The sequence below is a fragment of the Diaminobutyricimonas aerilata genome (assembly GCF_002797715.1).
Lineage (GTDB): Bacteria > Actinomycetota > Actinomycetes > Actinomycetales > Microbacteriaceae > Diaminobutyricimonas > Diaminobutyricimonas aerilata.
This window is the reverse complement of record NZ_PGFF01000001.1, coordinates 906,705-926,600: the sequence shown is the minus strand read 5'-3', so window position 1 is coordinate 926,600 and position 19,896 is coordinate 906,705. Positions and strand designations below refer to the sequence as shown.

The 19,896-nt window shown below is 66.9% G+C and carries 16 protein-coding genes; 11 read left to right on the top strand and 5 right to left on the bottom strand.

Annotated features, from left to right (window positions below; genetic code table 11):
- Positions 1-26 precede the first annotated feature (26 nt).
- Entirely contained in the window at positions 27-482 is a 456-nt protein-coding gene (locus CLV46_RS04475; RefSeq protein ID WP_245866508.1) for a hemerythrin domain-containing protein, read from the top strand.
- A 58-nt stretch (positions 483-540) separates the two neighbouring features.
- Here CLV46_RS04475 and CLV46_RS04470 read toward each other — a convergent pair whose 3' ends face one another.
- From CLV46_RS04470 to CLV46_RS04460, 3 genes are read right to left on the bottom strand one after another with little or no spacing between them, the layout of a single operon-like run.
- Positions 541-1,362 carry a carbohydrate ABC transporter permease gene (locus CLV46_RS04470; RefSeq protein ID WP_100363661.1) on the bottom strand — a complete coding sequence of 274 codons (822 nt, stop codon included), beginning with the start codon at positions 1,360-1,362 and terminating at the stop codon, positions 541-543.
- Complete coding sequence (locus tag CLV46_RS04465) at positions 1,362-2,258, bottom strand: carbohydrate ABC transporter permease (protein ID WP_100363660.1); 897 nt, start codon at positions 2,256-2,258, stop codon at positions 1,362-1,364. Before CLV46_RS04465 ends, CLV46_RS04470 begins: the two co-directional genes overlap by 1 nt.
- A gap of 6 nt (positions 2,259-2,264) precedes the next feature.
- Positions 2,265-3,515 carry an ABC transporter substrate-binding protein gene (locus CLV46_RS04460; RefSeq protein WP_100363659.1) on the bottom strand — a complete coding sequence of 417 codons (1,251 nt, stop codon included), beginning with the start codon at positions 3,513-3,515 and terminating at the stop codon, positions 2,265-2,267.
- 170 nt (positions 3,516-3,685) lie between these two features.
- Here CLV46_RS04460 and CLV46_RS04455 point away from each other — a divergent pair, with 170 nt between their 5' ends.
- The 6 genes from CLV46_RS04455 (at position 3,686) to CLV46_RS04430 (ending at position 12,682) form a co-directional block, all read left to right on the top strand.
- Positions 3,686-4,762, top strand: a complete 1,077-nt coding sequence (locus CLV46_RS04455; protein WP_100363658.1) for a LacI family DNA-binding transcriptional regulator — start codon at positions 3,686-3,688, stop codon at positions 4,760-4,762.
- 138 nt (positions 4,763-4,900) lie between these two features.
- Complete coding sequence (locus CLV46_RS04450; protein ID WP_100363657.1) at positions 4,901-6,670, top strand: class I mannose-6-phosphate isomerase; 1,770 nt, start codon at positions 4,901-4,903, stop codon at positions 6,668-6,670.
- A gap of 34 nt (positions 6,671-6,704) precedes the next feature.
- A complete protein-coding gene (locus CLV46_RS04445; protein ID WP_157802224.1) occupies positions 6,705-9,887 on the top strand; it encodes a glycoside hydrolase family 38 N-terminal domain-containing protein in 3,183 nt (1,060 codons plus the stop codon).
- A 110-nt stretch (positions 9,888-9,997) separates the two neighbouring features.
- Positions 9,998-11,218, top strand: coding sequence for a glycoside hydrolase family 76 protein (locus tag CLV46_RS04440; protein ID WP_211282145.1), 1,221 nt, complete (start codon positions 9,998-10,000; stop codon positions 11,216-11,218).
- Positions 11,219-11,424: 206 nt separating this feature from the next.
- Positions 11,425-11,931, top strand: a complete 507-nt coding sequence (locus tag CLV46_RS04435; protein WP_157802223.1) for a hypothetical protein — start codon at positions 11,425-11,427, stop codon at positions 11,929-11,931.
- Between the two features lie 166 nt (positions 11,932-12,097).
- Positions 12,098-12,682 (top strand): hypothetical protein, encoded by a 585-nt coding sequence (locus tag CLV46_RS04430; RefSeq protein WP_157802222.1) that lies wholly within the window; start codon positions 12,098-12,100, stop codon positions 12,680-12,682.
- A gap of 64 nt (positions 12,683-12,746) precedes the next feature.
- Here CLV46_RS04430 and CLV46_RS04425 read toward each other — a convergent pair whose 3' ends face one another.
- The gene (locus tag CLV46_RS04425) at positions 12,747-13,277 is read right to left on the bottom strand and encodes a MarR family winged helix-turn-helix transcriptional regulator (RefSeq protein ID WP_100363652.1); all 531 of its coding nucleotides are present in this window, start codon (positions 13,275-13,277) and stop codon (positions 12,747-12,749) included.
- Between the two features lie 123 nt (positions 13,278-13,400).
- Here CLV46_RS04425 and CLV46_RS04420 point away from each other — a divergent pair, with 123 nt between their 5' ends.
- From CLV46_RS04420 to CLV46_RS04400, 4 genes are all read left to right on the top strand, one after another.
- Entirely contained in the window at positions 13,401-13,724 is a 324-nt protein-coding gene (locus CLV46_RS04420; RefSeq protein WP_157802221.1) for a nuclear transport factor 2 family protein, read from the top strand.
- A gap of 62 nt (positions 13,725-13,786) precedes the next feature.
- Entirely contained in the window at positions 13,787-14,899 is a 1,113-nt protein-coding gene (locus CLV46_RS04415) for a DNA alkylation repair protein (RefSeq protein ID WP_245866506.1), read from the top strand.
- A gap of 613 nt (positions 14,900-15,512) precedes the next feature.
- Entirely contained in the window at positions 15,513-15,734 is a 222-nt protein-coding gene (locus tag CLV46_RS04405) for a hypothetical protein (protein WP_100363648.1), read from the top strand.
- Entirely contained in the window at positions 15,731-16,060 is a 330-nt protein-coding gene (locus CLV46_RS04400; protein WP_100363647.1) for a hypothetical protein, read from the top strand. The genes CLV46_RS04405 and CLV46_RS04400 overlap by 4 nt, the downstream gene beginning before the upstream one ends.
- Before the next feature lie 128 nt (positions 16,061-16,188).
- Here the strand turns inward: CLV46_RS04400 and CLV46_RS04395 are convergent, their stop codons facing one another.
- Complete coding sequence (locus tag CLV46_RS04395) at positions 16,189-19,893, bottom strand: YobI family P-loop NTPase (protein ID WP_245866504.1); 3,705 nt, start codon at positions 19,891-19,893, stop codon at positions 16,189-16,191.
- Positions 19,894-19,896 lie beyond the last annotated feature (3 nt).

Below are 19,896 nucleotides of genomic sequence, written 5' to 3'. Positions count from 1 at the left end.
TTCGCCCTCACGTGACTGAGGGCGAGATGACCAGGCTCGTCGCCTGGAGCAACGAACTGCGAGACGTCCATGCGCGCCTGCGTGAAGCGCTAGCGATCGCGAAGAACGCGCTCGCATCCGGAGTATCCGCGCAGGCCGCGTCACGTGACCTGCTGCTGTTCTGCCACGGATTCTGTGTCGCGCTGACGGGCCATCACGAGGGCGAGGACCGCGAACTGTTCCCTGCGATCGCCGCGGCCCATCCGGAGTTGCGGGACACCCTGCGACACCTGCGGCAGGACCACTCGATGATCGGCCACCTCATCGCCGGGATGCAGTCGGCCATCTCGTCGGCGGCGACGCCTGCCGACCTCGAGCGGCACCTGGAGGGCATCGCGGCGATCATGGAGAGCCACTTCCGCTTCGAGGAACGCCGCCTGCTCCCTGTGCTCGAGACGCTGGTCATTGACGCGGACCCGCGCCGAGTGCTCGGTCCGCTCTGACCGCGGCTCGAGACGCGAGAGGCGGGGCCGAAGAGCCCCGCCTCTTGTCGTCTCGCCCCTAGTACTGCCCGAGCGCGAGGCCCCGCTGGAAGAACTTCTGCGTGAACATGAACAGCAGCGCGGTCGGGATCGACACGAGCAGCGCGGCCGTCAGCACGACCGTGTAGGCCGCCCCGCCGCCCTGCACGGACTGCAGCGAGGCGAGCAGCGGCATCACCGGACGCGTCTCCGCGCTCTGTGTGAGGATCAGCGCCAGCAGCAGGTCGTTCCACACGAAGGTGGCCTGCAGGATGAACACGACGACGAGCGCGCTCTTCGACATCGGCAGGAAGATGCGGGTGAAGATCCGCACCGGTCCCGCCCCGTCGACGACCGCCGCCTCGAACACGGACTCCGCGATTCCGGCGAAGAAGTTGCGCATCACGAACGCCGAGAACGGGGTGCAGACCACCGAGTAGACGATGATCATGCCCACGGTCGTGTCGAACAATCCGATCTGCGAGAACGCGGAGAACAGCGGGATCACCATCATCTGCAGCGGGAACACCGTGCCGCAGAAGACGATGAAGAACCAGAAGAACCCGTTCTTGAGCTTCAGGGCGATCACCGCGTATCCGACCGTGGCGCCGAGCACGACGGCGATGATCGGGGCGACCGTCGCGTAGAGCAGGGTCGTGCCGATGCCGGTCGGCACGTCCGTCGTCGTGAAGACCGACGCGATGTTCGAGAACAGCGCGGGCAGGTTGCCGGGAGCCCACAGGGCCGCGCCGGAGTACTCGGAGGTCAGCTTGCCGGCGTTCGCGAGCAGCAGGTAGATGGGCAGCAGCCACAGGATGCCCAGCAGACCGAGGATTCCATAGCGGGCGATACGCGCGGCCATCAGCGCGCCCCCTTTCCGGCGGCGTCGCCGATCGCGAGCTGTCGGCGCAGGTAGAGGATCGACGCGGCGACGGTGATGACGCTCAAGAAGATCGCGACCGCGGCGCCGAGCCCGTACTCGCTGTTGAGGAACGTGTCGCGGTACATCGTGACGCCCAGGGTCTCCGAGACCCGGTTCGGGCCGCCCTGGGTCATCGACTGCACCACGTCGAACGTCTTGAGGCTGTTCACGATCGACAGGCCGACCACGATGGTGGTCGAGGGCCGCAGCAGTGGCCAGATCATCGAGCCGAAGAGCCGCAATCCGGTCGCGCCGTCGAGCCTCGCGGCCTCGAGCGGTTCCTTCGGGATGGACTGCAGACCGACGGTGAAGAGCAGCGCGTTGACGCCGACCCCCTGCCACGCGGCGGCGAGCACCATCACGATCGTGTTGAGCGGGGCATCCTGCAGCCAGCGCAGTTCGCTGCCCGGCAGATCGAGGAACTCGAGCGCCTGGGAGAGCGCTCCGCCGTTCTGCAGGATGAACGAGAAGACCACGCCGACGGCGACACCCGAGAGGGCGTACGGCACGAGGAACGGGACCCGCAACCAGGCCGCCCCCGGCAGGCCGTAGGCCAGGTAGGCGATGAGCAGACCCAGCCCGACCGGCACGAGCAGCGTGCCGACGACCCAGATGAGCGTGTTGATCACCGAGGTGAGGAACGCCGGATCCTCGAACATGTCGACGTAGTTGCCGACGCCGATGAACTCCGGATCGCCGAGACCGTTGAAGTCCGTGAAGCTCAGGTAGACGGTGTAGACGACGGGCAGGTAGAGGACGAGGACGACCGCGGCGACGCCTGGGCCCACGAAGGCCCAGGCGGCGCGCTGGTAGTCGGTCGAGGTGCGCTTTGACATCCGGGACTAGTCGCCGGCCCAGTGTTCCGCGGCCACCTTCTCGATGCCCTCGAGATACGGCGTCGGGTCACCCGGGTTGGTCATGAACCCGGTGAACTGATCGAGGGATGCGGTGAGGATGGGCGCGGGCGCGGCCTCGTAGTAGCGCAGGTAGAACTCGTAGTCGGGCTTAGCGAACTCTTCGCCGATGGCCTTGAATTCCTCCGTCGACGCCTCGGCGTGGGGGTTGTACGGCAGGTTGCCCTGCTGCTCGGACCACGCCGTCTGCGCCTCCGTGCTCATCCACCACTTCGAGTACTCGAGGCCGAGCGCCTTCTGGTTCGAGGTCTCCGCGACGCAGGCGGGAGCGGTCTCGATGGCGACCGGAGTCACCGCTTGCTCGGGGTTGACGTTCGGGATGGGGAACACGCCCCAGTCCTCGCCGCTCTTCAGCCCGACCGTGTCGAGCGTGCTCGCGTACCAGGTGCCGAACGGGATCATGGCGACCTGCTGATCCTTCATCTGCGTCTCGGCCGCCACCTTGGAGCCGGGGTCGGTGAAGTAGCCCTTCTTCTTCATGTCGAGCCAGGTGTTCATGATGTCGACGACGCGGGGGTCGGTGAAGCTCGCCTCTCCCGTGGTGAGGTCGTGGTACAGCTCGAGGTCGGTGCCGGCAGTCAGGATCTGGAACCAGACGAAGGCCCACGGGTTGCCGCTCGAGTTCCAGAACGGGGCCACTCCCCCGTCGACGAGGGCGTCGGCGACGTCCATGAGCTCATCCCAGTTCGTCGGAGGCTCGAGGCCGAGGTCGGAGAACGTGCGCTTGTCGTAGTACATGACCCAGTCGTCCACGCTGATCGGCGTGCAGTACTGCTTGCCATCGATCGTGTACAGGTCGCGCACCGACTCGGCGACGTCGCCGTTCTCGATCGCCTCGGTCCAGATGTCGGTCGTCTCGGCGACGAGGTCTTCGGCCACGAGCTCTTCGAGCTGACCGCCGGTGTGCCAGGTGAACAGTCCCGGGCTCTTGTTGGTGCGGAAGGACTGCTTCACGAAGGCCTGGAACGCCTCCTGGTCGGCGTAGCTCGTGGGCACGAGCTTCACGTCGATGTCCTCCTCCGACACCTTGGAGAACTTCTTGAAGTCCCAGGTCTTGTCGTTGATGAAGGTGAGGTCGCCGGTCGTGGCGTCCGACGGGCCGGAGCCGGCGCACCCGGCGAGTACGACTCCCGCGACGGCGAGCGCCGCCACCGAGGAGATGGTTCGAAGAGATCTCAAGCTGAACTCCTTTGTTCCGCGCCGTGGGAGGCGGCCGCGTCCGATGCTGAGGGTGGGGCGGTGCGTTTGTACTGTTATCGTTACCAACGCTCCGTGAAGATAACACGGCACCCGAGCAGTCACAAGAGGCCCTTCCCGGCGGATCGCGGGGGTCGGTATACCGTGGCCCCATGACCACGTCGGAGCCGACCGCACCCCGGAACGGGCGACGCCGCTCGTCCGATCCGACGGTGCACGACGTCGCCGAACGCGCCGGCGTCAGCCCGATGACGGTCTCCCGCGTGCTCTCCGGCGGCAAGAACGTGCGGATCGAGGTGCAGGAGCGCGTCGAGAAGGCGGTCGCCGAATTGGGCTACCACCGGAACGAGAACGCCCGCAGCCTGCGCCCAGGACAACGCTCCGGCCTCGTCGGCGTGACCATCACCAACATCGCGAACCCGTACTACGCGGAGATGCTCGGCGGAGTCGAGGAGGTCGCCTCGGAGCACTCGCGCCGCATCCTCGTCGGCAACTCGAACGAGGATGCCGAACTCGAGCGCCAGCTCGTCGCCGACTTCATCGGCCGCCGCGTCGAGGGGCTCATCGTCGTTCCTTCCGGAAGCGGCACCGCCGACCACTTGCGCCCGGACCGCCTCGGCGGCGTGCCGATCGTGCTCGCATCCCGGGCCGCGGCCGACGTCGACGCCGACACGGTGCTGATCGACGACGTCAACGGCGCACGGCAGGCCACGGCGGCGCTCCTCGCCGAAGGGCACCGCCGCATCGCCTTTCTCGGCAACCGGCTCTCGGTCTTCACCGGCCAACGCCGACTCGACGGATTCCGGCTCGCCCACCAGGCCCGCGGACTCACGCCGATCGACGAGCTCGTGCGACTGGGCCAGCAGGACGTCAGTTCCGCGGAGATCGCCATGACGGAGCTGCTGGCGCTGCCCTCTCCCCCGACGGCGGTGTTCTCGGCGAACAACCGCAACACCATCGGCGCGATCCGGGCGATCGTGAACCTGCAGCGGCGCCAGCTCGAGCAGAACCCCGGCACCGAGCCCGCCGCGTCGCGCCTGCGGCTGTTCGGATTCGACACGTTCGACTTCGCCGACATGTCGCCCGTGCAGCTGTCCGTCGTCGATCACGACGCCCGCGAGCTCGGGCGTCGCGCCGCTCAGATGCTCTTCGACCGACTCGAGAACACGTCGAACAGCGCATCCCCGCGCGTCATCGAGCTGCCGGTGACGCTCCGGCAGATGCCCTGAGCCGTCTTCCCCGGCGGGCTGGACATCCTGACGCTCGACGGTAATGATATCGTTACCAAGCCGCGCAGCGCCGCGTCCGTGACCGGATGACGCTCGCACGGATCACCCGCGGCGTCGCGCGTCGCGAGAAGGAGCGTCATGGGAACTCACCGCCCCGCGGACGGGCTCGGCTCGTCGTACGACAAGTCGCCCGCCATCCGGGTCTCCGCCGAGCACCGGGCTTGGCGCGGCGACGCGGTGTGGGAGCGGCTGCGCCGCGCCCTCGGTGAGAACGACCCCGCGACGATGGCGATCGACACCTACCCCGGCGTCGACCTGCCCGAACTGCTCGCCGAACTCGAGCGGGCGTTCCCCGACGCGCTGCTGCTCGACGTCGAAGCGCTCGCCGCCCGGCCGCGCGAGCAGATCGACGCCCTCATCGACGCGAATCTCACCGACGATCGCGTCTTCGGCGTGATGAGCCACCACACGCTGCCGGACTTCTACGACGCCGACCGGCTCGCCGAGGTCGCCCGCACCGTCGATGCCGCCACCGGCCCGGTGATCGTCGTCGGCTGGGGCGCCGCCCTCGTGCCCATTACGTTCTCCACCATCGTGCTCGCTGATCTGGCGCGCTGGGAGATCCAGCAGCGCCAACGCGCCGGCGCCCCGAACTGGCGCGCGGGCAACGAAGACGACGACGCGCTGCGCAAGGTGAAGCGCGGATTCTTCGTCGACTGGCGCGTCGCCGACCGGCACAAGCGCGACCTGTTCGACGAGATCGACTTCGTGCTCGACACCAACCGCTCGGCGGCGGATGCACGACTCATCACCGCCGACACGTTCCACGCCGCGCTCGACCAGGCGGTCACGGCCCCGTTCCGGGTCGTGCCGTTCTTCGACCCGGGCGTCTGGGGCGGTCAGTGGATGAAGAACGTGCTCGGCCTCGAGGGCGAGTCGAACTACGCCTGGTGCTTCGACTGCGTGCCGGAGGAGAACAGTCTCCTCATCGACGTCGACGGCGAGATCGTCGAGATCCCGGCGATCGACCTCGTGTTCCGGCATCCGCGCGAACTCCTCGGCGAGCGCACGTTCGCGCGCTTCGGCGCCGAGTTCCCCATCCGCTTCGACTTCCTCGACACGATGGAGGGCGGCAATCTGTCGTTGCAGGTGCATCCGCTGACCGACTACATCCAGAACACGTTCGGCATGCACTACACGCAGGACGAGAGCTACTACCTGCTCGATGCGGCTGACGATGCGGTGGTCTACCTCGGGCTGAAGACCGGGATCGACCGGCAGCGGATGCTCGACGACCTCGCGACGGCGGCGACCGGCGCCGCGGACTTCCCGACCGACGACTACGTCAACAGCTTCCCGGCGAAGAAGCACGACCACTTCCTCATCCCCGCCGGCACCGTGCACTGCTCGGGCGCGGACTCGATGGTGCTCGAGATCTCCGCGACGCCGTACATCTTCACCTTCAAGATGTGGGACTGGGGCCGCGTCGGCCTCGACGGAGTGCCGCGGCCCATCCACCTCGACCACGCCGCCGCGAACATCCAGTGGGACCGCGACACCGAGTGGAGCCGCCGCGAGCTCGTCGACCGCGTCGAGACGGTGGCCGAGGGTCCCGGCTGGCGCGAGGAGCGCACCGGCCTCCACGAGCTCGAGTTCATCGAGGTGCGGCGGCATTGGTTCACCGACGTCGTGCCGCACGACACGCACGGCACGGTCAACGTGCTCAACCTCGTCGAGGGTGCCGAAGCCATCGTCGAGAGCCCGACCGGCGCGTTCGAACCCTGGGTCGTGCACTACGCCGAGACCTTCATCGTGCCCGCCTCCGTGGGCCCCTACACGATCCGGCCCTGGGGCCGCGGCGAGGGGCAGACCCTCGCCACGGTGAAGGCCTCGGTGCGCGGAACCTGACCTCCCCACCACCCACGAACGAACGGACTCGATGATGAGCACTGTCCCGGCCCTGATCGCCGCCCGCCCCTGGACCGATTCGGGGGCGATCGCCGGTCTCTTCGACGCGGCCGCGGCCGCGTCGGCCCGCCTCGGCGGCACACCCGTCCGAGTGTTGCCCGAGCAGCTCGTGCGTCGCGCCTCGACCGGCGAGCGACAGCAGAGCATCCGACTCGAGATCGGCGAGTTCGAACGCCGCGTGGACCACGGATCGGCGGTGCAGCACGACGAGGATGTCGCGTTCCGGCACGCGCGGGAGAAGTCGTCCGCGGTCGTGAGCGTCGACCTCACCGGGCTCGAGCTCCGGGTCGACGGCGTCGCCGTGCCGATCGAGGTGGCCGACGGGCCGCGCGGCGCCGTCCGCGTCTTCGTGCCGGCCGTCGAGGCGGTCACCGCGGTCGAGCTGCTCATCCCGTCGCTCGGTCCGGCGACGACCATCCCGTTCACCCTGTCGCCGGTGCGCGACTGGACGATCCACGTCGTGCACCACTCGCACTTCGACATCGGATACACCGACCCGCAGGCGGTGGTGCTCGCGCAGCAGCGCTCTTTCCTCGACTCGGCACTCGAGCTGTTGCGCTCCACCGAGGACGCGCCGGAGGAGACCCGGTTCCGCTGGGTCGTCGAGTCGATCTTCACCTTCGAGGACTGGGCCGCCACGCGGCCCGCCCGCCTGGTGGAGGAGTTCGTCGACTATGTGCGCCGCGGTCGGGCCGAACTGACCGCCTTGCCGTACAACCTCCACACCGACACGTGCTCGACCGATGAGCTGCACGAACTCATGCGCACCGGTCGCGAGATCGCCGACCGCTACGGCATCCGGCTGCGGGCGGCGATGCAGACCGACGTGCCCGGCACGGTCGCCGGGCTGCCCGACGCCCTCGCCGAGAACGGCGTGGAGTTCCTCGCCGTCGCCCACAACTGGGCCGGCCGGTCGATGCCGCAGACCAACGGCGGGCAGTTGCTGCCGCGCCTGTTCCGTTGGACGGCGCCCTCGGGTCGCTCCGTGCTCGTCTGGCTCACCGACAGCCCGCACGGCATGGCGTACATGGAGGGTCCGCTGCTCGGGTTCCACAGCGGCTACGACGACGTCGTCGACAACCTGCCGATCTACCTCTCCTCGCTCGCGAACAACCCGTACCCGTTCCCGCCCGGGGTGTTCGGCTGGCACGGCACCGCGCAGGCGGTCGACCGGGAGCCGTATCCGTGGAACATCGTGCACGTGCGCACGCAGGGGTTCGTCGGCGACAACGCTCCCGCGCGACTGCAGGCATCCGCCATCGCCGAGCAGTGGAACGCCACGTGGGAGTCGCCGAAGCTGCGCATCTCGACGAACGCCGAGTTCTTCGACGACGCACTCGAGCGCTACGAGGGCGAGATCCAGAGCTATCAGGGCGACTGGGGCGACTGGTGGGTGGAGGGCGTCGGATCGGCGGCGTACCCGATGACGCTCGTGCGCGACGCGCAGGCGCGGGTCACGGATGCACAGACGATGGCCGCGATCCGCTGCGCCGTCTCCGGTGAGCCGCTGCCCGGCGATGCCGCCGAGCGTCGCGAGGTGTACCGCGTCATCTCGATGTTCAACGAGCACACCTGGGGTGCCGGCAATTCGTGGCGGCAGTCCGACCACGGCTTCGACTCCGGCGAAGTGCAGTGGCAGTGGAAGGTCGCGCACGCCATCCGGGCCCAGCAGGATGCGGGACAGTACCTGGAACGCGCCGGCGCGTTCCTCGCTGCCGACCTCGGCACGGCCGAGGATGCGGTCGCGAGCTTCTACGCCGTCAACACCTCGGGCGTCGAGCGCGACGCGACCGTGCGCTTCTTCGTGCGCGAGAGCACGCTGCCGTTCGACACCGGCTTCGCGATCGAGGACGGACGCACGGGTGAGCGTCTCCCCTTCGAGATCGAGGCGCAGAGCAACCACCGGCACCGCGAGTCGGGGCGTTTCGTCTCGGTGCGCGTTCCCGGTCTGCCGCCCGTCGGTTTCGTGCGGCTCGACCTGCGCCTCGCCGACGAGGTCGCTGCCGCGGCCGCGACCGGCGCATCCGACCCCCTGGTCATCGAGAACGAGCACTTGCGCGTGCGTGTCGACCTCTCGCGGAGCGTCATCGCCTCCATCGTCGAGTTGGCGACGGGGCGTGAGCTGCTCAACGGCGACTCGCTGTTCGGCGGCAACGAGTACATCTACGACCTGTACACGAGCGCGGGCGGGTTCAACCACCAGTCGAACAAGACGTCGACCTCCGCCGAGCTCGAGCTGCTGGGCGACCGGCAGCGCGCCCGCCCGGCGGCTCTCATCGCGCGCGAATCGGATGCCCTCGAGGAACGTCTCGTCTACGAGTTCCCCGCGAAGGGGGTCGAGTGGGTGCGCGTCACGCTGCGCCTGCGCCGCGGCGAGCCGGCCCTCCTCGTCGAGAACCGGGTGGCCAAACCGACCACGACGGAGAAGGAGAGTGCGTTCTTCGCCTTCCCGTTCTCGGGCTCGGACCCCGTCGTGCGCTACGAGGTGAGCGGAGGAGTCACCGGCGACGGGATCGAGCACGTGCCGGGTGCCCCTCAGCACATGCGCGCCGTGCGCGACTGGGTCACCGTCGAGTCCGCCGAGGGCTCGGTCGCCTGGGTCACCCGTGACGCTCCGCTCGTCGAGCGCGGAACGATCGCCCTCCCCTACGCGCCTTTCCCGGCGAGCACGAGCCCGGTCGAGCCGGGCACGATCCTCTCCTGGCTGCACAACAACGTGTGGGACACGAACTTCCCGGTGCAGCAGGGCTTCGAGACGACGTTCTCCTACGCGATCGGAGTCGCGGATGCCACGTCGACGGGCGCGAGCGCGGAACAGATCGCCATCGCGACGGCGGCGACGCTCGTGACTCCGCCCGTCGTCGTGCAGGCGAACGGTACCGGGGCGGCCCCCGCGGAGTGGTCCCTCGTCTCGGTCGACGACCCGCGCATCCGCCTGGTCGGCGTGCAGGCGCTCGACGCGGAACGTCTGTTGGTGCGGCTGCAGTCGTTCACCGATGAGCACGTCGAGGCGGCCGTGCGGATGCGCGTGCCGGCCTCCGCGGCAGCCGCGGCGACCTACTTCGGTGACGAGCTCGATCCCCTGCCTATGGACGACGGGGTCCTCGCGGTGCCTGTGCCGGCGTTCACCGCGCAGGCGCTCATCGTCCGACGCTGACTGCCGCGCTGGTGGACTGGAATCTGACGTAGACCTTGACGTCCACCCCCATTCGGGGGAGGCTTGTCGACGCGTTGATAACGATATCAACCAGGGCGAAAGGATGAACAATGAGGTCACATCTCGTACGCAGACCCCGGCGCGTCGCCATGGCGGCGCTCGCCGTCGGCGCGGCGACCGCCGTGCTCGCCGGCACCGCCGCTCCACCGATGGCGGATGCCGCCTCCGCCTCCGCGAGCAGCCCGTGGGCCGATCGGGCGATCTTCACCTACGACGCCATGCAGGACCATCTGTATCTCGGCGCGGCCGGCCACCAGCTGTACCGACTCAACACCGCCGGCGAGGGCAATCCGTACTCGTATCTCTGGGAGTACCGCGAGGCGACGCAGGCCACCGCCGACCTGCACGGGGTGCGCGGCATCGGCCCGGCCTACGCGAATGTCGCCCGGCAGCGCATCGCGAACCTCGACCTGTACTTCAACGTGCGGGAGGGCGGCCGCGCGGGCTACGAGTCCTACGTGCCCGCGCCGCTCGGAACCGGTGGCGACGTCTACTACGACGACAACGCGATCGTCGGCCTGACGAACGTGCGCCAGTTCCGCATCACCGGCGACGCGACCTACCTCGACAAGGCGCGCCAGGCCTTCGACATCGTCTCCCGCGGCTGGAACACCGACCCGAATCTCACCTGCCCCGGCGGGATGGACTGGATCGACCGTGCCGACAACGCAGACCGCGGTGCGAACATCACCGGGTTGACGGCCCAGCTCGCCGCGCACCTCTACGAGCAGACGAGCGAGCAGTCGTATCTCACGTGGAGTAAGAGGCTCTACAACTGGAACAACCGGTGCCTGAAGACCTCGCCCGGCCTGTACGCGAACAGCATCAACGACGCCGGCGAGATCAACCCGACGCTCTGGACCTACAACTCGGGCGCGATGATCGCGACGGCGACGATCCTGTACCGCGCCACCGACGACCCGGCGTACCTGCGCCAGGCGAAGGCCGCGGCACGGGGATCGCTGCAGTACTGGACGGCGGAGAACCGTCTGCAGCAGCAGCCGGCGATCTTCAACGCGTTCTACTTCCGTGATCTGCTGCTGCTCGACTCGGTCAGCCACGACCCGTCGTACCGCGCCGCCATCGAGCAGTACGCAGAATCCACCTGGAACGCGAACCGCGATCCGGCCACCGGCCTGTTCCACTTCCAGCCCTCGGGTGGAGGCGACTACAACCCCTCGCGACCCGCAGCCACGCTCGACAACGCGGGCATGGTGCAGATCTTTACGTTCCTGGCCTGGGATCCGCAGGATCTGTCGAACATCAGCTGACCGCGCTGTCTCACGACGCTGAGGGTGCCCCGGATCGAGCCATCGATCCGGGGCACCTCTGTGTAAGCACGTTCGTTTCTCCCCTCGGCGTGGCTCATGGTCCCGACCGGCATTTCCAACTGCTCAGTGCAGGCCGCGGCTTCATCCGTCCGTTGTGGGATCAATGAGCACCTGTCAGCATGGCTCCGAGACAGTGGGAGGGCCGGATGCCGCAACGCATCGAATCCGTGCCGCCCGCGGCCTTGGCCACGCTGCCCGGAGCTTCGGCGCTAGCAGCGGTGCGCCGGCTGCTGGTCTGGGCGCTCGGGGCGGCGTGGGCATATGGACTCCTCGCTGCGGGCACCAGGACGGTGTGCTGGCAGGGGGTGTCGCCTGACCAGTCGATCGTCTTTTCCGGCCCCGTTCCCGCTGAGCCCGGGTGCCACACTCTGACGCTGTCACCCACCGGCTTCGTCTACGCCGGCATCGCCGTGGCGGCGTTGATCGCGATTACGAACACTTTGCGGTGGGCAGCCACCGAGGCAGAGGCGGCACGTCGCCTGCAACGAGCCCGCGTGGCGGTACTCCTGATCCCCGCGATCGCGCTCGCGGCGGCTCATCTCTGGTTGTGGAGCGTCCCGCTCGACGCACAGGGCACCGGGGCCGCGGTGTACCCGTTCCTGTTCGGCACCATCACACTCACCGGCGCCCCGCCCGAGATGGTCCCGTTCTGAGCCCGCTCAAGGACCCAGTCGCCCGGCGTACTGAGCGATTCTCCGGGTACTGTGACGCCGAACGGCCGTGCGGCCGCGTACCTCTTGAAGGAGTCACTCAGTGGCGGGAATGGTCTCACGAGTGAATCGCGCCTCGCTCACGGGCGTACGCCTTCGACGCAACCTCATGCTCGCCGCCATCATCATCGGCTTCGTCCTGTCGCTGCTCTGGTCGTGGGCGCCGCCGATGATCATGCTGCGCGAGGAGTTGCACGTCGGATGTTCATTGCTCTCGATGGGCGACGAGCCCGGCGAGTACTACTGCGGGGACGGCATCGGGTACCTGTTGCCGGTATTCTCCCTGCTCGGTGTATCGCTCGTCGCCTGCTTCATCGCAGCCGCTATCACTCTCATGGCCGCGTCGGATCGCGCGCGCCCGACGCTGAACCTCATCGCCCTGGCGCCAGCGTTTTTCATCGCCGGCGGCACGTGGGTCGCCGCGCACAACACCTGGCCGAAAGACAACGTGGTAGAGCACTGGCTCGAGACGATGGGCGCCGCCGCGACCTGGTTGCTTGCCACCGTGGTATTCGCCATCGTCGCCGCGTTCGTGTCGCCGCGAGCTGCCGCGCTCTGCTCCTTCGCCGCCGCGGCGTCCGCGATCGCGGCGGCCGCGACCCAACCAGGCATCACCGTCGCGGCGGCAACTTCTGCCGGCATCCTGATCGCGGCAGCGGTGGGGCGACCACCCACCGCGGTGCCGACTCGCTGAACGCCGCGATCCGTATCGAGAGCGCCCATGTCGCGCCGTCCGATCCGGCCGGATCCCCGGTCCGTCAGGAGGTTTCCGGCCGGAGCCCCCGCTCGCGCATCCGCGCTGCGGCGGTGATCGCGTCGGCGACGAAGCGTTCCGTCAGGTCGGTGTAGCGGCGCACATCGGAGGCGGACCAGCCGTCGAGCACCTCGGCGATCATCCGATCCCCGAGCGCGTAGACGCCGCGAGCAGCGGACTCCCCCGCGTCCGTCAGCTTGATGAGCGTGGCGCGACGATCCCGCGGATCCGCCGACCGCACCACCAGCCCGTCGTTCTCGAGCCGGCGCACGATCTTGCTCACGTAGGAAGGCCCGGTGCCGAGCACTTCGGCGAGAGCGGTCGGCCGCATCGCACCCCACGCCAGCAAGTGCCGCAGGGTCTGGTGCGAGGGCTGATCGAGCGACTCACCGCTTTTCGCGAGGATCTGGCCCTGCAAGGTGGGCGAATCCCAGAGCAGGATCAAAGCGCTCAGATTGGCGAGCAGTCGCGACCGATAGGGGAAGTCTCCCGCGGCCAGCGACGGCCCGCCCTCTGCGCCTGAACCTTCGTGCATTGCACGACTCTAACGGTCGACGCGGGTGCGGTTCGCTGTCAGAGATATTGTCCTGCAGGACAGTATTTCGGTTTAGTGTGAAGGCAGTTGCCCCACCCCCCAAGAAGGAAGAAGGAAGACATCATGACTGTCAATGTTTTGCCCGAGGCCGTCGATAAGTTCGTCACGACGACGAACGCCCACGACGCGGACGCCCTGTTCGCCGTCTTCGCTCCCGGAGCTTCTGTCGTCGACGACGGCACCACCTACGCGACCGAGGCCGAAGTGCGCGAGTGGATCAAGGTGCACCAGATCGACCCGAAGATCGTCATCACGCCGACCTCTTTCGAGGGCGACCGCCTCGTGGCATCCGTCGACGGCGACTTCCCCGGCGGACCCCTGCAGTTCGCCTTCACCTTCACCACGCGCGACGATGCCATCACCGCGCTGTCGATCGAACTGGCCTGACCGAGAACTCGGCCGGAGCGGCGGACACCGCTCCGGCCGGGAACGGAGCACCCGTGGGAAGCATGGACGAACTCATCAGTCCCGCTATCGTGGCGCAGCTGCGAGCCGCGCTGAAGAACGTCGCCCCGACCGTGGACCTCGCCGCCCTGGCACGGGCCGAAGAAGCCGTCTGCGGAGCGCGGCTGCGTCAGCGGGTCGACCTCGTGCGCGACGCCCTCCGCAGCGACCTGCCTGCCGAGTTCCCCGCGGTCGAGCGGATCGCGCTCGATCTGCTCGAGGAACCACGATTCGCCGGCTGGATGATCTGGCCCACCACGGAACTCGTCACCTCGAGGGCGTTGGAGACCGGATCCACCACCGACTTCGATGCGGCGATGGCGCTGCTCGCCCGTCTCACGGTCGGGCTGACCGGGGAATTCGCGATCCGCGACATGCTCATCGCCCGGCCCGAACGGGCTCTCGACATCATGCGGTCATGGACCGGGCACGAGAACGAGCAGGTCCGACGTCTCGCGACCGAGGGCTCGCGCGCCTACCTCCCCTGGGCCAAGCGGGTGCCCTGGTTGCTGGTGAATCCGCGCGCGACGCGCCCCATCCTCGACGCCACCTACCGCGACCCCGCCGAGTACGTGCGGCGTTCGGTCGCGAACCACCTCAACGACCTCAGCCGTGTCGATCCCGCCGTCGTGATCCGAACCGCCACCGCGTGGGCGGGCGAACCCGACGCCGCCACGCCCCGGGTGCTTCGGCAGGGCCTCCGTACTCTCGTGAAGAAGGCGGACCCCGCCGCACTGCGGCTGCTGGGCTTCGTCGGCGACAGCATCGAGGTGGCGCAACCCCGCGTCGCGAGCGACACCGTGCCGCGGGACGGCTCCGTGCAATTCACCGCCGAGGTCAGCAACCGCGGCGAAACGGATGCGGTCGTCGCGATCGACTACGCGATCGGCTTCCAGCGAGCCGACGGCACGGTGCGCCCGAAGATTTTCAAGCTCGCGTCGAGACGCCTCGCCCCTGGCGAGACGGTCGCCCTCACGAAGACGCATTCCTTCCGCCCGATCACCACGCGCACGTACTATCCGGGGCCCCACTTCGTGATGGTGCAGGCGAACGGGGTGCCCTCCCCGCGGGCGGATTTCATCCTGCAACACCACAGCGAAGGGAGCACCCATGAGTGACGTGACCGACCGAGTTCTGAGCACGGTGTCCTCGATTCCCGAGGGGCGCGTGATGACTTAGGGCGATGTCGCGCACGCGACCGGCACGGAGCGCGGGCGGTGGGGCGCATCCTGCACAACAATGGCCACGACGTCGCCTGGTGGCGCGTGGTGCGAGCAGATGGCCGCCCGGTTTCGGCGGCGGCGCAGGATGCACGCGAAATACCTCGAGGAGTCGACCCCGCTGATCGACGACGTGCGGGTGGACCTCGCGCGCGCGTCCTGGGTCGTCACAAACTCAACTGGTTGCACATCAACCGCCCAGCGCTAGCAGTCAAGCGGTGCGAACTAGGCCACAGAGGGTGAGCGGCCCGACGGTTGGTCGGTTGACGACACCGGACCGCGCGATCGACGGCGGAGGTGCTCGCACTTGGTACGGCAGCCAACGCGGGACAGTGCCGCGGGTGCCGCTCCTGATCGGGGGCGCGGTCGCGTCGGTGTCGCTGATCGGCCTCGAACTGCTGCCGACTCTTCCCTTCGCAGCGCGCAGGTCGTCCAGGGCGAGCCACTCGGACTTTTCGCGATCGTCTACGGCGCCGCGCGGTTCTCGGCGTACCCGCTCGTCTTCAGCCTCATGGGTGCCGTGCTGTCGTCCGCCCTCGCTCACCTCTCCGCGGTGGGATGGGCGATCCAGATACGGGCGATCCTCCTGCCGTGGGCGGCGGCGGTGTCGGTGACCCTCCTCCTAGACGCCCGAGACGCGAACGGGCTGCTTGCCGCGTACGTCAGCGTCAGCTGCGCTCTCGGCGCAATCGCGCAGCTGCTCGTGGTGCGGCACCAGAGCCGAAGCCGGTGAACGGAGACGAGGACGACCGGTACACGGCCAACCTCGTCGCACGGTGGAGGGAACGGCGGCGAACTCGCCTCCGCGCCATCGTCGTGTACATCTGCTCACTCGCCGGGGCGGCCCTCATCCCGCCGTACGTCTCGCTGGTGGCCGAGCATCACCCTGAGCGGATGCTCGACCCCTTGATCGCAGCACCGGTTATCCTCGCGCTCGTCACCGCGATGGCCGGCCAGGTGCTGTGGTGGCGATTCGGACATCAGCCCTCCTTCGACTCATCCGGCAGCATACGAAGGTGCGCCAGCCAGCTGTGCCTGACGGTCTTGCCCGGACGATGATGACGGAGCACGCAGCTGGCGCAACGCTGGCTCAGCTCGAACGTCGTCACAACCTCTCGCATGGCGCTGCGTTCCGAGCGCTACACCGTTTTGACTGAGAGCCACCGAACTTGTCAGGACGACGTCGCTCAGCTGCCGTATCGCTTGTGCACCTTCATCGGATTGCGATCATCCTCAACTTTCGTAACGATGCCCCGCTGCTTCAGGGACTCGAGCAGCCTGAGGTTGTCGGCAGTGTTCGGCACCCTCGGCTTGTCGCGGCCGAATCGCGTCAGCTGACCGTAGTCACCACCAAGGGAGTTCAGAACGCCGAAGAGCTCCGCGTCTGATGTCGAGTTTAGATACGGCACGAGGTGATGTAGTACCTCGCTCTTTCCGATCCGGTGATTCGCCATCTGTTCAACGACCGAGAAGCTCAATACGATTCCGAGCCTTCGTGCAGCCTTCCCGATTTCGACAAGGCCAGCTGCCCCACCGGCTGACGTGTACTCGTCAGAGTTCTCGATAATTACCCGCTTCGCCTCGTCCGTCACCGAAGCGCTTGCAAGCAACTTTGCCAGGTCGGCACCGACGAGTTCCGGCGTCAGCCACTCGGCGAACTTCGGCGACACGGCGATGACGCGCTCTCGCGTCGCCCAGTCCGCCGAAGCGAGATGCTCATAAGTCATGACCGTTCCCGATATCACGTCTCGAGCAATTAGCTCTGGGTACAGATCCCCCGACTCAACTGGCAGCTCACTCGCCGCGATGTACTTCTTCAGCTTCAGGCTCTCGGCGAGCTTCGCACGGAGAATGGCGCCTATGGTCGACGGGGTCGAAATCAGGGTGGTAGCCAGGCTGCGCTTCGCGCCCTCGTCCGCATCTTCGTGCTCGGTGATTTCCTCCGCCGACGCGAGCACCACGGCGAGATTCAAGTCCACACTGCCGATTCGCTCGATGTATCGCGTCACGTTCGAGAACGTGGCCGGGAACTTGTCGTGCGCCGCGAGCACGGCCCAGGTCTCCTCTGGCACATCCTCGACGTCCGCGATTCGACTCTCGTCCGAGACCCCCTCAATGAAGCGCTCGAGGAGATCCGGCGCCGCTTCGTGCACCTCGCCGATAACTACATGGAACCGTTCGGCAGCACGATTTGTTGCGGCGTGACCGTCGACAGCGTCGAGGTAGCCTCGCAGCTCGGCAAGCGCCTTGGCGTAGACGTCTACACGGTGAGTAGCCCTGAGCTGGTCGAGGCCAAGGCCGGCCTCGTCGCCGACCGCCGCCTGGAGGTTCGACAGACTCATCTCATAGAGGCCGAGCTTCACGAACGCCGGCCGCAGGACGTCGCTGGTTCGCGACAGATCGGGCAGCGACAGCCCGGCATCCTTGAACAGGAGTGCGATGCGTTCGGCTCGCGCAGCAGGCAACGGAGTGCTCGCGATTGCGGGCAGCTGCGCGTAGTTCGCAGCGAGGAAGGCCTTCGCCTTCTCTGTCACGGTCTGCTTCGGCTTTGTCGCCAAGCTCTCAAGGCAGGCGCTGACGAGCGCGATCCTCGTCTCGTCGTCCAGGTCGACGTCCGCGACTAAGTAGTTGAGCACGCGTGGACTCCGTGCCGTGAGTTCGTTCACCAGAGCCTCGCGCGATGCACCGCTGCTCAGGTAGCTCTCCAGGAATCGCGTGCTGTCGGCGTCGAAGCGTGCCAGAGCCGTGATCATAATGTCCGCGTCCGCGCTATTTGTTCCCAGCAGGTAGTCCAGGATCGCGATATTGAACAGCGCTGGGTCCGCGAGTGATCGGGCTCCGCGCTCGCGGATCACTGCCTCTGCGTCCTCGGCTGTTAGGACAAACTGCTCGTCCATGATCCCGCGCTCAACGTGATGGATGATGAAGTTCGTGGCCGCCGGACTGACTCGGTCCCCATGGAATGTCGATGTGTAGAGCGTGAAGTTGCGATCGATGTAGCCCGCCCGGATCAGGTTGAACGCGAGCCCCTTGGTCAGCTGCTTCTCTGCCACGTCCGCGAGCGACTGCGAGGTGCCCTCATAGTCGACCAGGAAATCGGGCCGACTCATCAGTTCGCCCATGTCCGATGTACGCAGGAATGCGAGCTGCTCATGCAATTCGCGCACTTGCTCGGACTCCGCCTCATCGTCGGCTTGGCGCCAAGCATCCTCGTCGAGTGCGTCACCGACGAGCGCAGATATGTCGGATCTGCTCAGCTCGATACGTTGGCGGCTGTAGTGGGGGTTATACCAGCCAGCTGTGGGATTTCCTTCATCGCTCGCGAGCTTGCGCCAGAACTCGAGTGATTCAAACTGGACGGGCTCGACGGCTTGGCCTTCGAGCACGTAGTAGCCATTGGGCCTTTGGTAGCTCCCTGCGCGCAACATCAAGTCGATACGCGACACGAGAAGCTTTCCCAGCCGCGACGCACGTTGCTTCGCGGCTGTGCGTCGCGAGATCTCCATGCGAGCAGAGCGGAGTTCTCGTTCGACCCGCCGAATGTTCTGGGACACCAGCGTCCGACTGATCTCGTACAGCTTGTCGAGCTTGCTCCTGCCGAGGCGAATGACCTCAAAGTCGCTGAGGTGCGTGCTCTTGTAAAGCATCATCGCGAACAGCTGCGTCTCGCTCAGTTTGAGCTGCTCCCCATCTCCTGCGAAGATCCGATCCCGGAAGACGATGAATTCGTTGCGCACGTTCTTGAGCAGACGCATGTCCGGGACAAATCTGCCAGCGAGGTCGATCAGGTCTGGCGACACGTCGTGCTCGATGCCGCGGAGAATCTGCGTGGTCAGATTGCGCGCGCTTCGATGCGTGATGAACGGGACGACTGGGATGACGAGGTTGAAGAACTTAGTGCGGTTCGCACGCACGACCTCAGCCTGCGCCGGATCGGTGATCTCTAAGAGCGCCACGTCAACCTTCCGCTTCTCGTGCTCGAGGCTCACCCGGTCGAAGATGCTGTCCTTGATGGCGTAGATGAAGCGAATCGGCTTCTTGATCTGCGGCGATGCGTTTAGAAGCGCATTGAGAGAGCGCAGCGTCTCAAAGATGTGTGAATCGTTGAAGCGGTCGATGTCCTCGAAGATCACGATGTCGCGCTTCGAGGTCTCGAAGAAGTAGACAATTTCGTCCAGGTACTGGTCGAAGAACGACACCGACTTCTCATCCAGCGTCACGGCGGCAGGGCCAGCAGAGAACTGGCGGATGTGGATCCGGCCGTGAAGAAGTGCGCGAGCGGCAACGATCGCGCCTGCTGCAAGAAGAGCGATGATCGGGTACACCCAAAGACCCAGCTCAAGCAGCGGTCGGAGTGTTCGTTCGATCGTCCCCGCCCACCCCAGAATCATGAAAGCGAGCGAAACGACAACGCCGCCCATGAGGGCGAGCACGACCTCCCTCCCCCAGCTGAAGCGTTCGATTCGGCGGAAGCGCGAAGCCCGCGCGGACTTCGGCTCTTCTCGGTAGAGCAGCTGCTTGACGATCTCCTGCTGGATGCGATTTGTCGGCGTCCTCGCCTGAGCCGGAACCGAATCATCGACCTCGGAGTCGTCGATTGGCGAAAGCGTCGACAGCGAGAGCTCCACCACGCGGCCGTCATGATCCTCGGCCACGCGTCCCAAGATGCTGCTTTTACCGACGCCGTAGTTTCCGGAGAGTGCGATGTTCAGGACATCGTCCTTCTTCAGGTTCTCGGCGATGGCCTTGGCGTACTGCGCGTGTTCAGTTTCGATGAACTCGGGCGTCAGAGCGGTCAAGTCCCAGGCTGGAGCCACAGGCTCATCACGGAGAGCGCTGTCGACCTTCCTCGCGCGCCGGTCCTTAAAGTAGTCCTTCACTCGCTTGATCACGAC

What these genes read in the sequence shown, in the direction of transcription:
- CLV46_RS04475 (WP_245866508.1), top strand. Translation starts at nt 27, where the DNA reads ATGACCAGGCTCGTCGCCTGGAGCAACGAACTGCGAGACGTCCATGCG.
- CLV46_RS04470 (WP_100363661.1), bottom strand. Translation starts at nt 1,362, where the DNA reads ATGGCCGCGCGTATCGCCCGCTATGGAATCCTCGGTCTGCTGGGCATC.
- CLV46_RS04465 (WP_100363660.1), bottom strand. Translation starts at nt 2,258, where the DNA reads ATGTCAAAGCGCACCTCGACCGACTACCAGCGCGCCGCCTGGGCCTTC.
- CLV46_RS04455 (WP_100363658.1), top strand. Translation starts at nt 3,686, where the DNA reads ATGACCACGTCGGAGCCGACCGCACCCCGGAACGGGCGACGCCGCTCG.
- CLV46_RS04450 (WP_100363657.1), top strand. Translation starts at nt 4,901, where the DNA reads ATGGGAACTCACCGCCCCGCGGACGGGCTCGGCTCGTCGTACGACAAG.
- CLV46_RS04445 (WP_157802224.1), top strand. Translation starts at nt 6,705, where the DNA reads ATGAGCACTGTCCCGGCCCTGATCGCCGCCCGCCCCTGGACCGATTCG.
- CLV46_RS04440 (WP_211282145.1), top strand. Translation starts at nt 9,998, where the DNA reads ATGAGGTCACATCTCGTACGCAGACCCCGGCGCGTCGCCATGGCGGCG.
- CLV46_RS04435 (WP_157802223.1), top strand. Translation starts at nt 11,425, where the DNA reads ATGCCGCAACGCATCGAATCCGTGCCGCCCGCGGCCTTGGCCACGCTG.
- CLV46_RS04430 (WP_157802222.1), top strand. Translation starts at nt 12,098, where the DNA reads ATGCTCGCCGCCATCATCATCGGCTTCGTCCTGTCGCTGCTCTGGTCG.
- CLV46_RS04425 (WP_100363652.1), bottom strand. Translation starts at nt 13,277, where the DNA reads ATGCACGAAGGTTCAGGCGCAGAGGGCGGGCCGTCGCTGGCCGCGGGA.
- CLV46_RS04420 (WP_157802221.1), top strand. Translation starts at nt 13,401, where the DNA reads ATGACTGTCAATGTTTTGCCCGAGGCCGTCGATAAGTTCGTCACGACG.
- CLV46_RS04415 (WP_245866506.1), top strand. Translation starts at nt 13,787, where the DNA reads ATGGACGAACTCATCAGTCCCGCTATCGTGGCGCAGCTGCGAGCCGCG.
- CLV46_RS04405 (WP_100363648.1), top strand. Translation starts at nt 15,513, where the DNA reads ATGGGTGCCGTGCTGTCGTCCGCCCTCGCTCACCTCTCCGCGGTGGGA.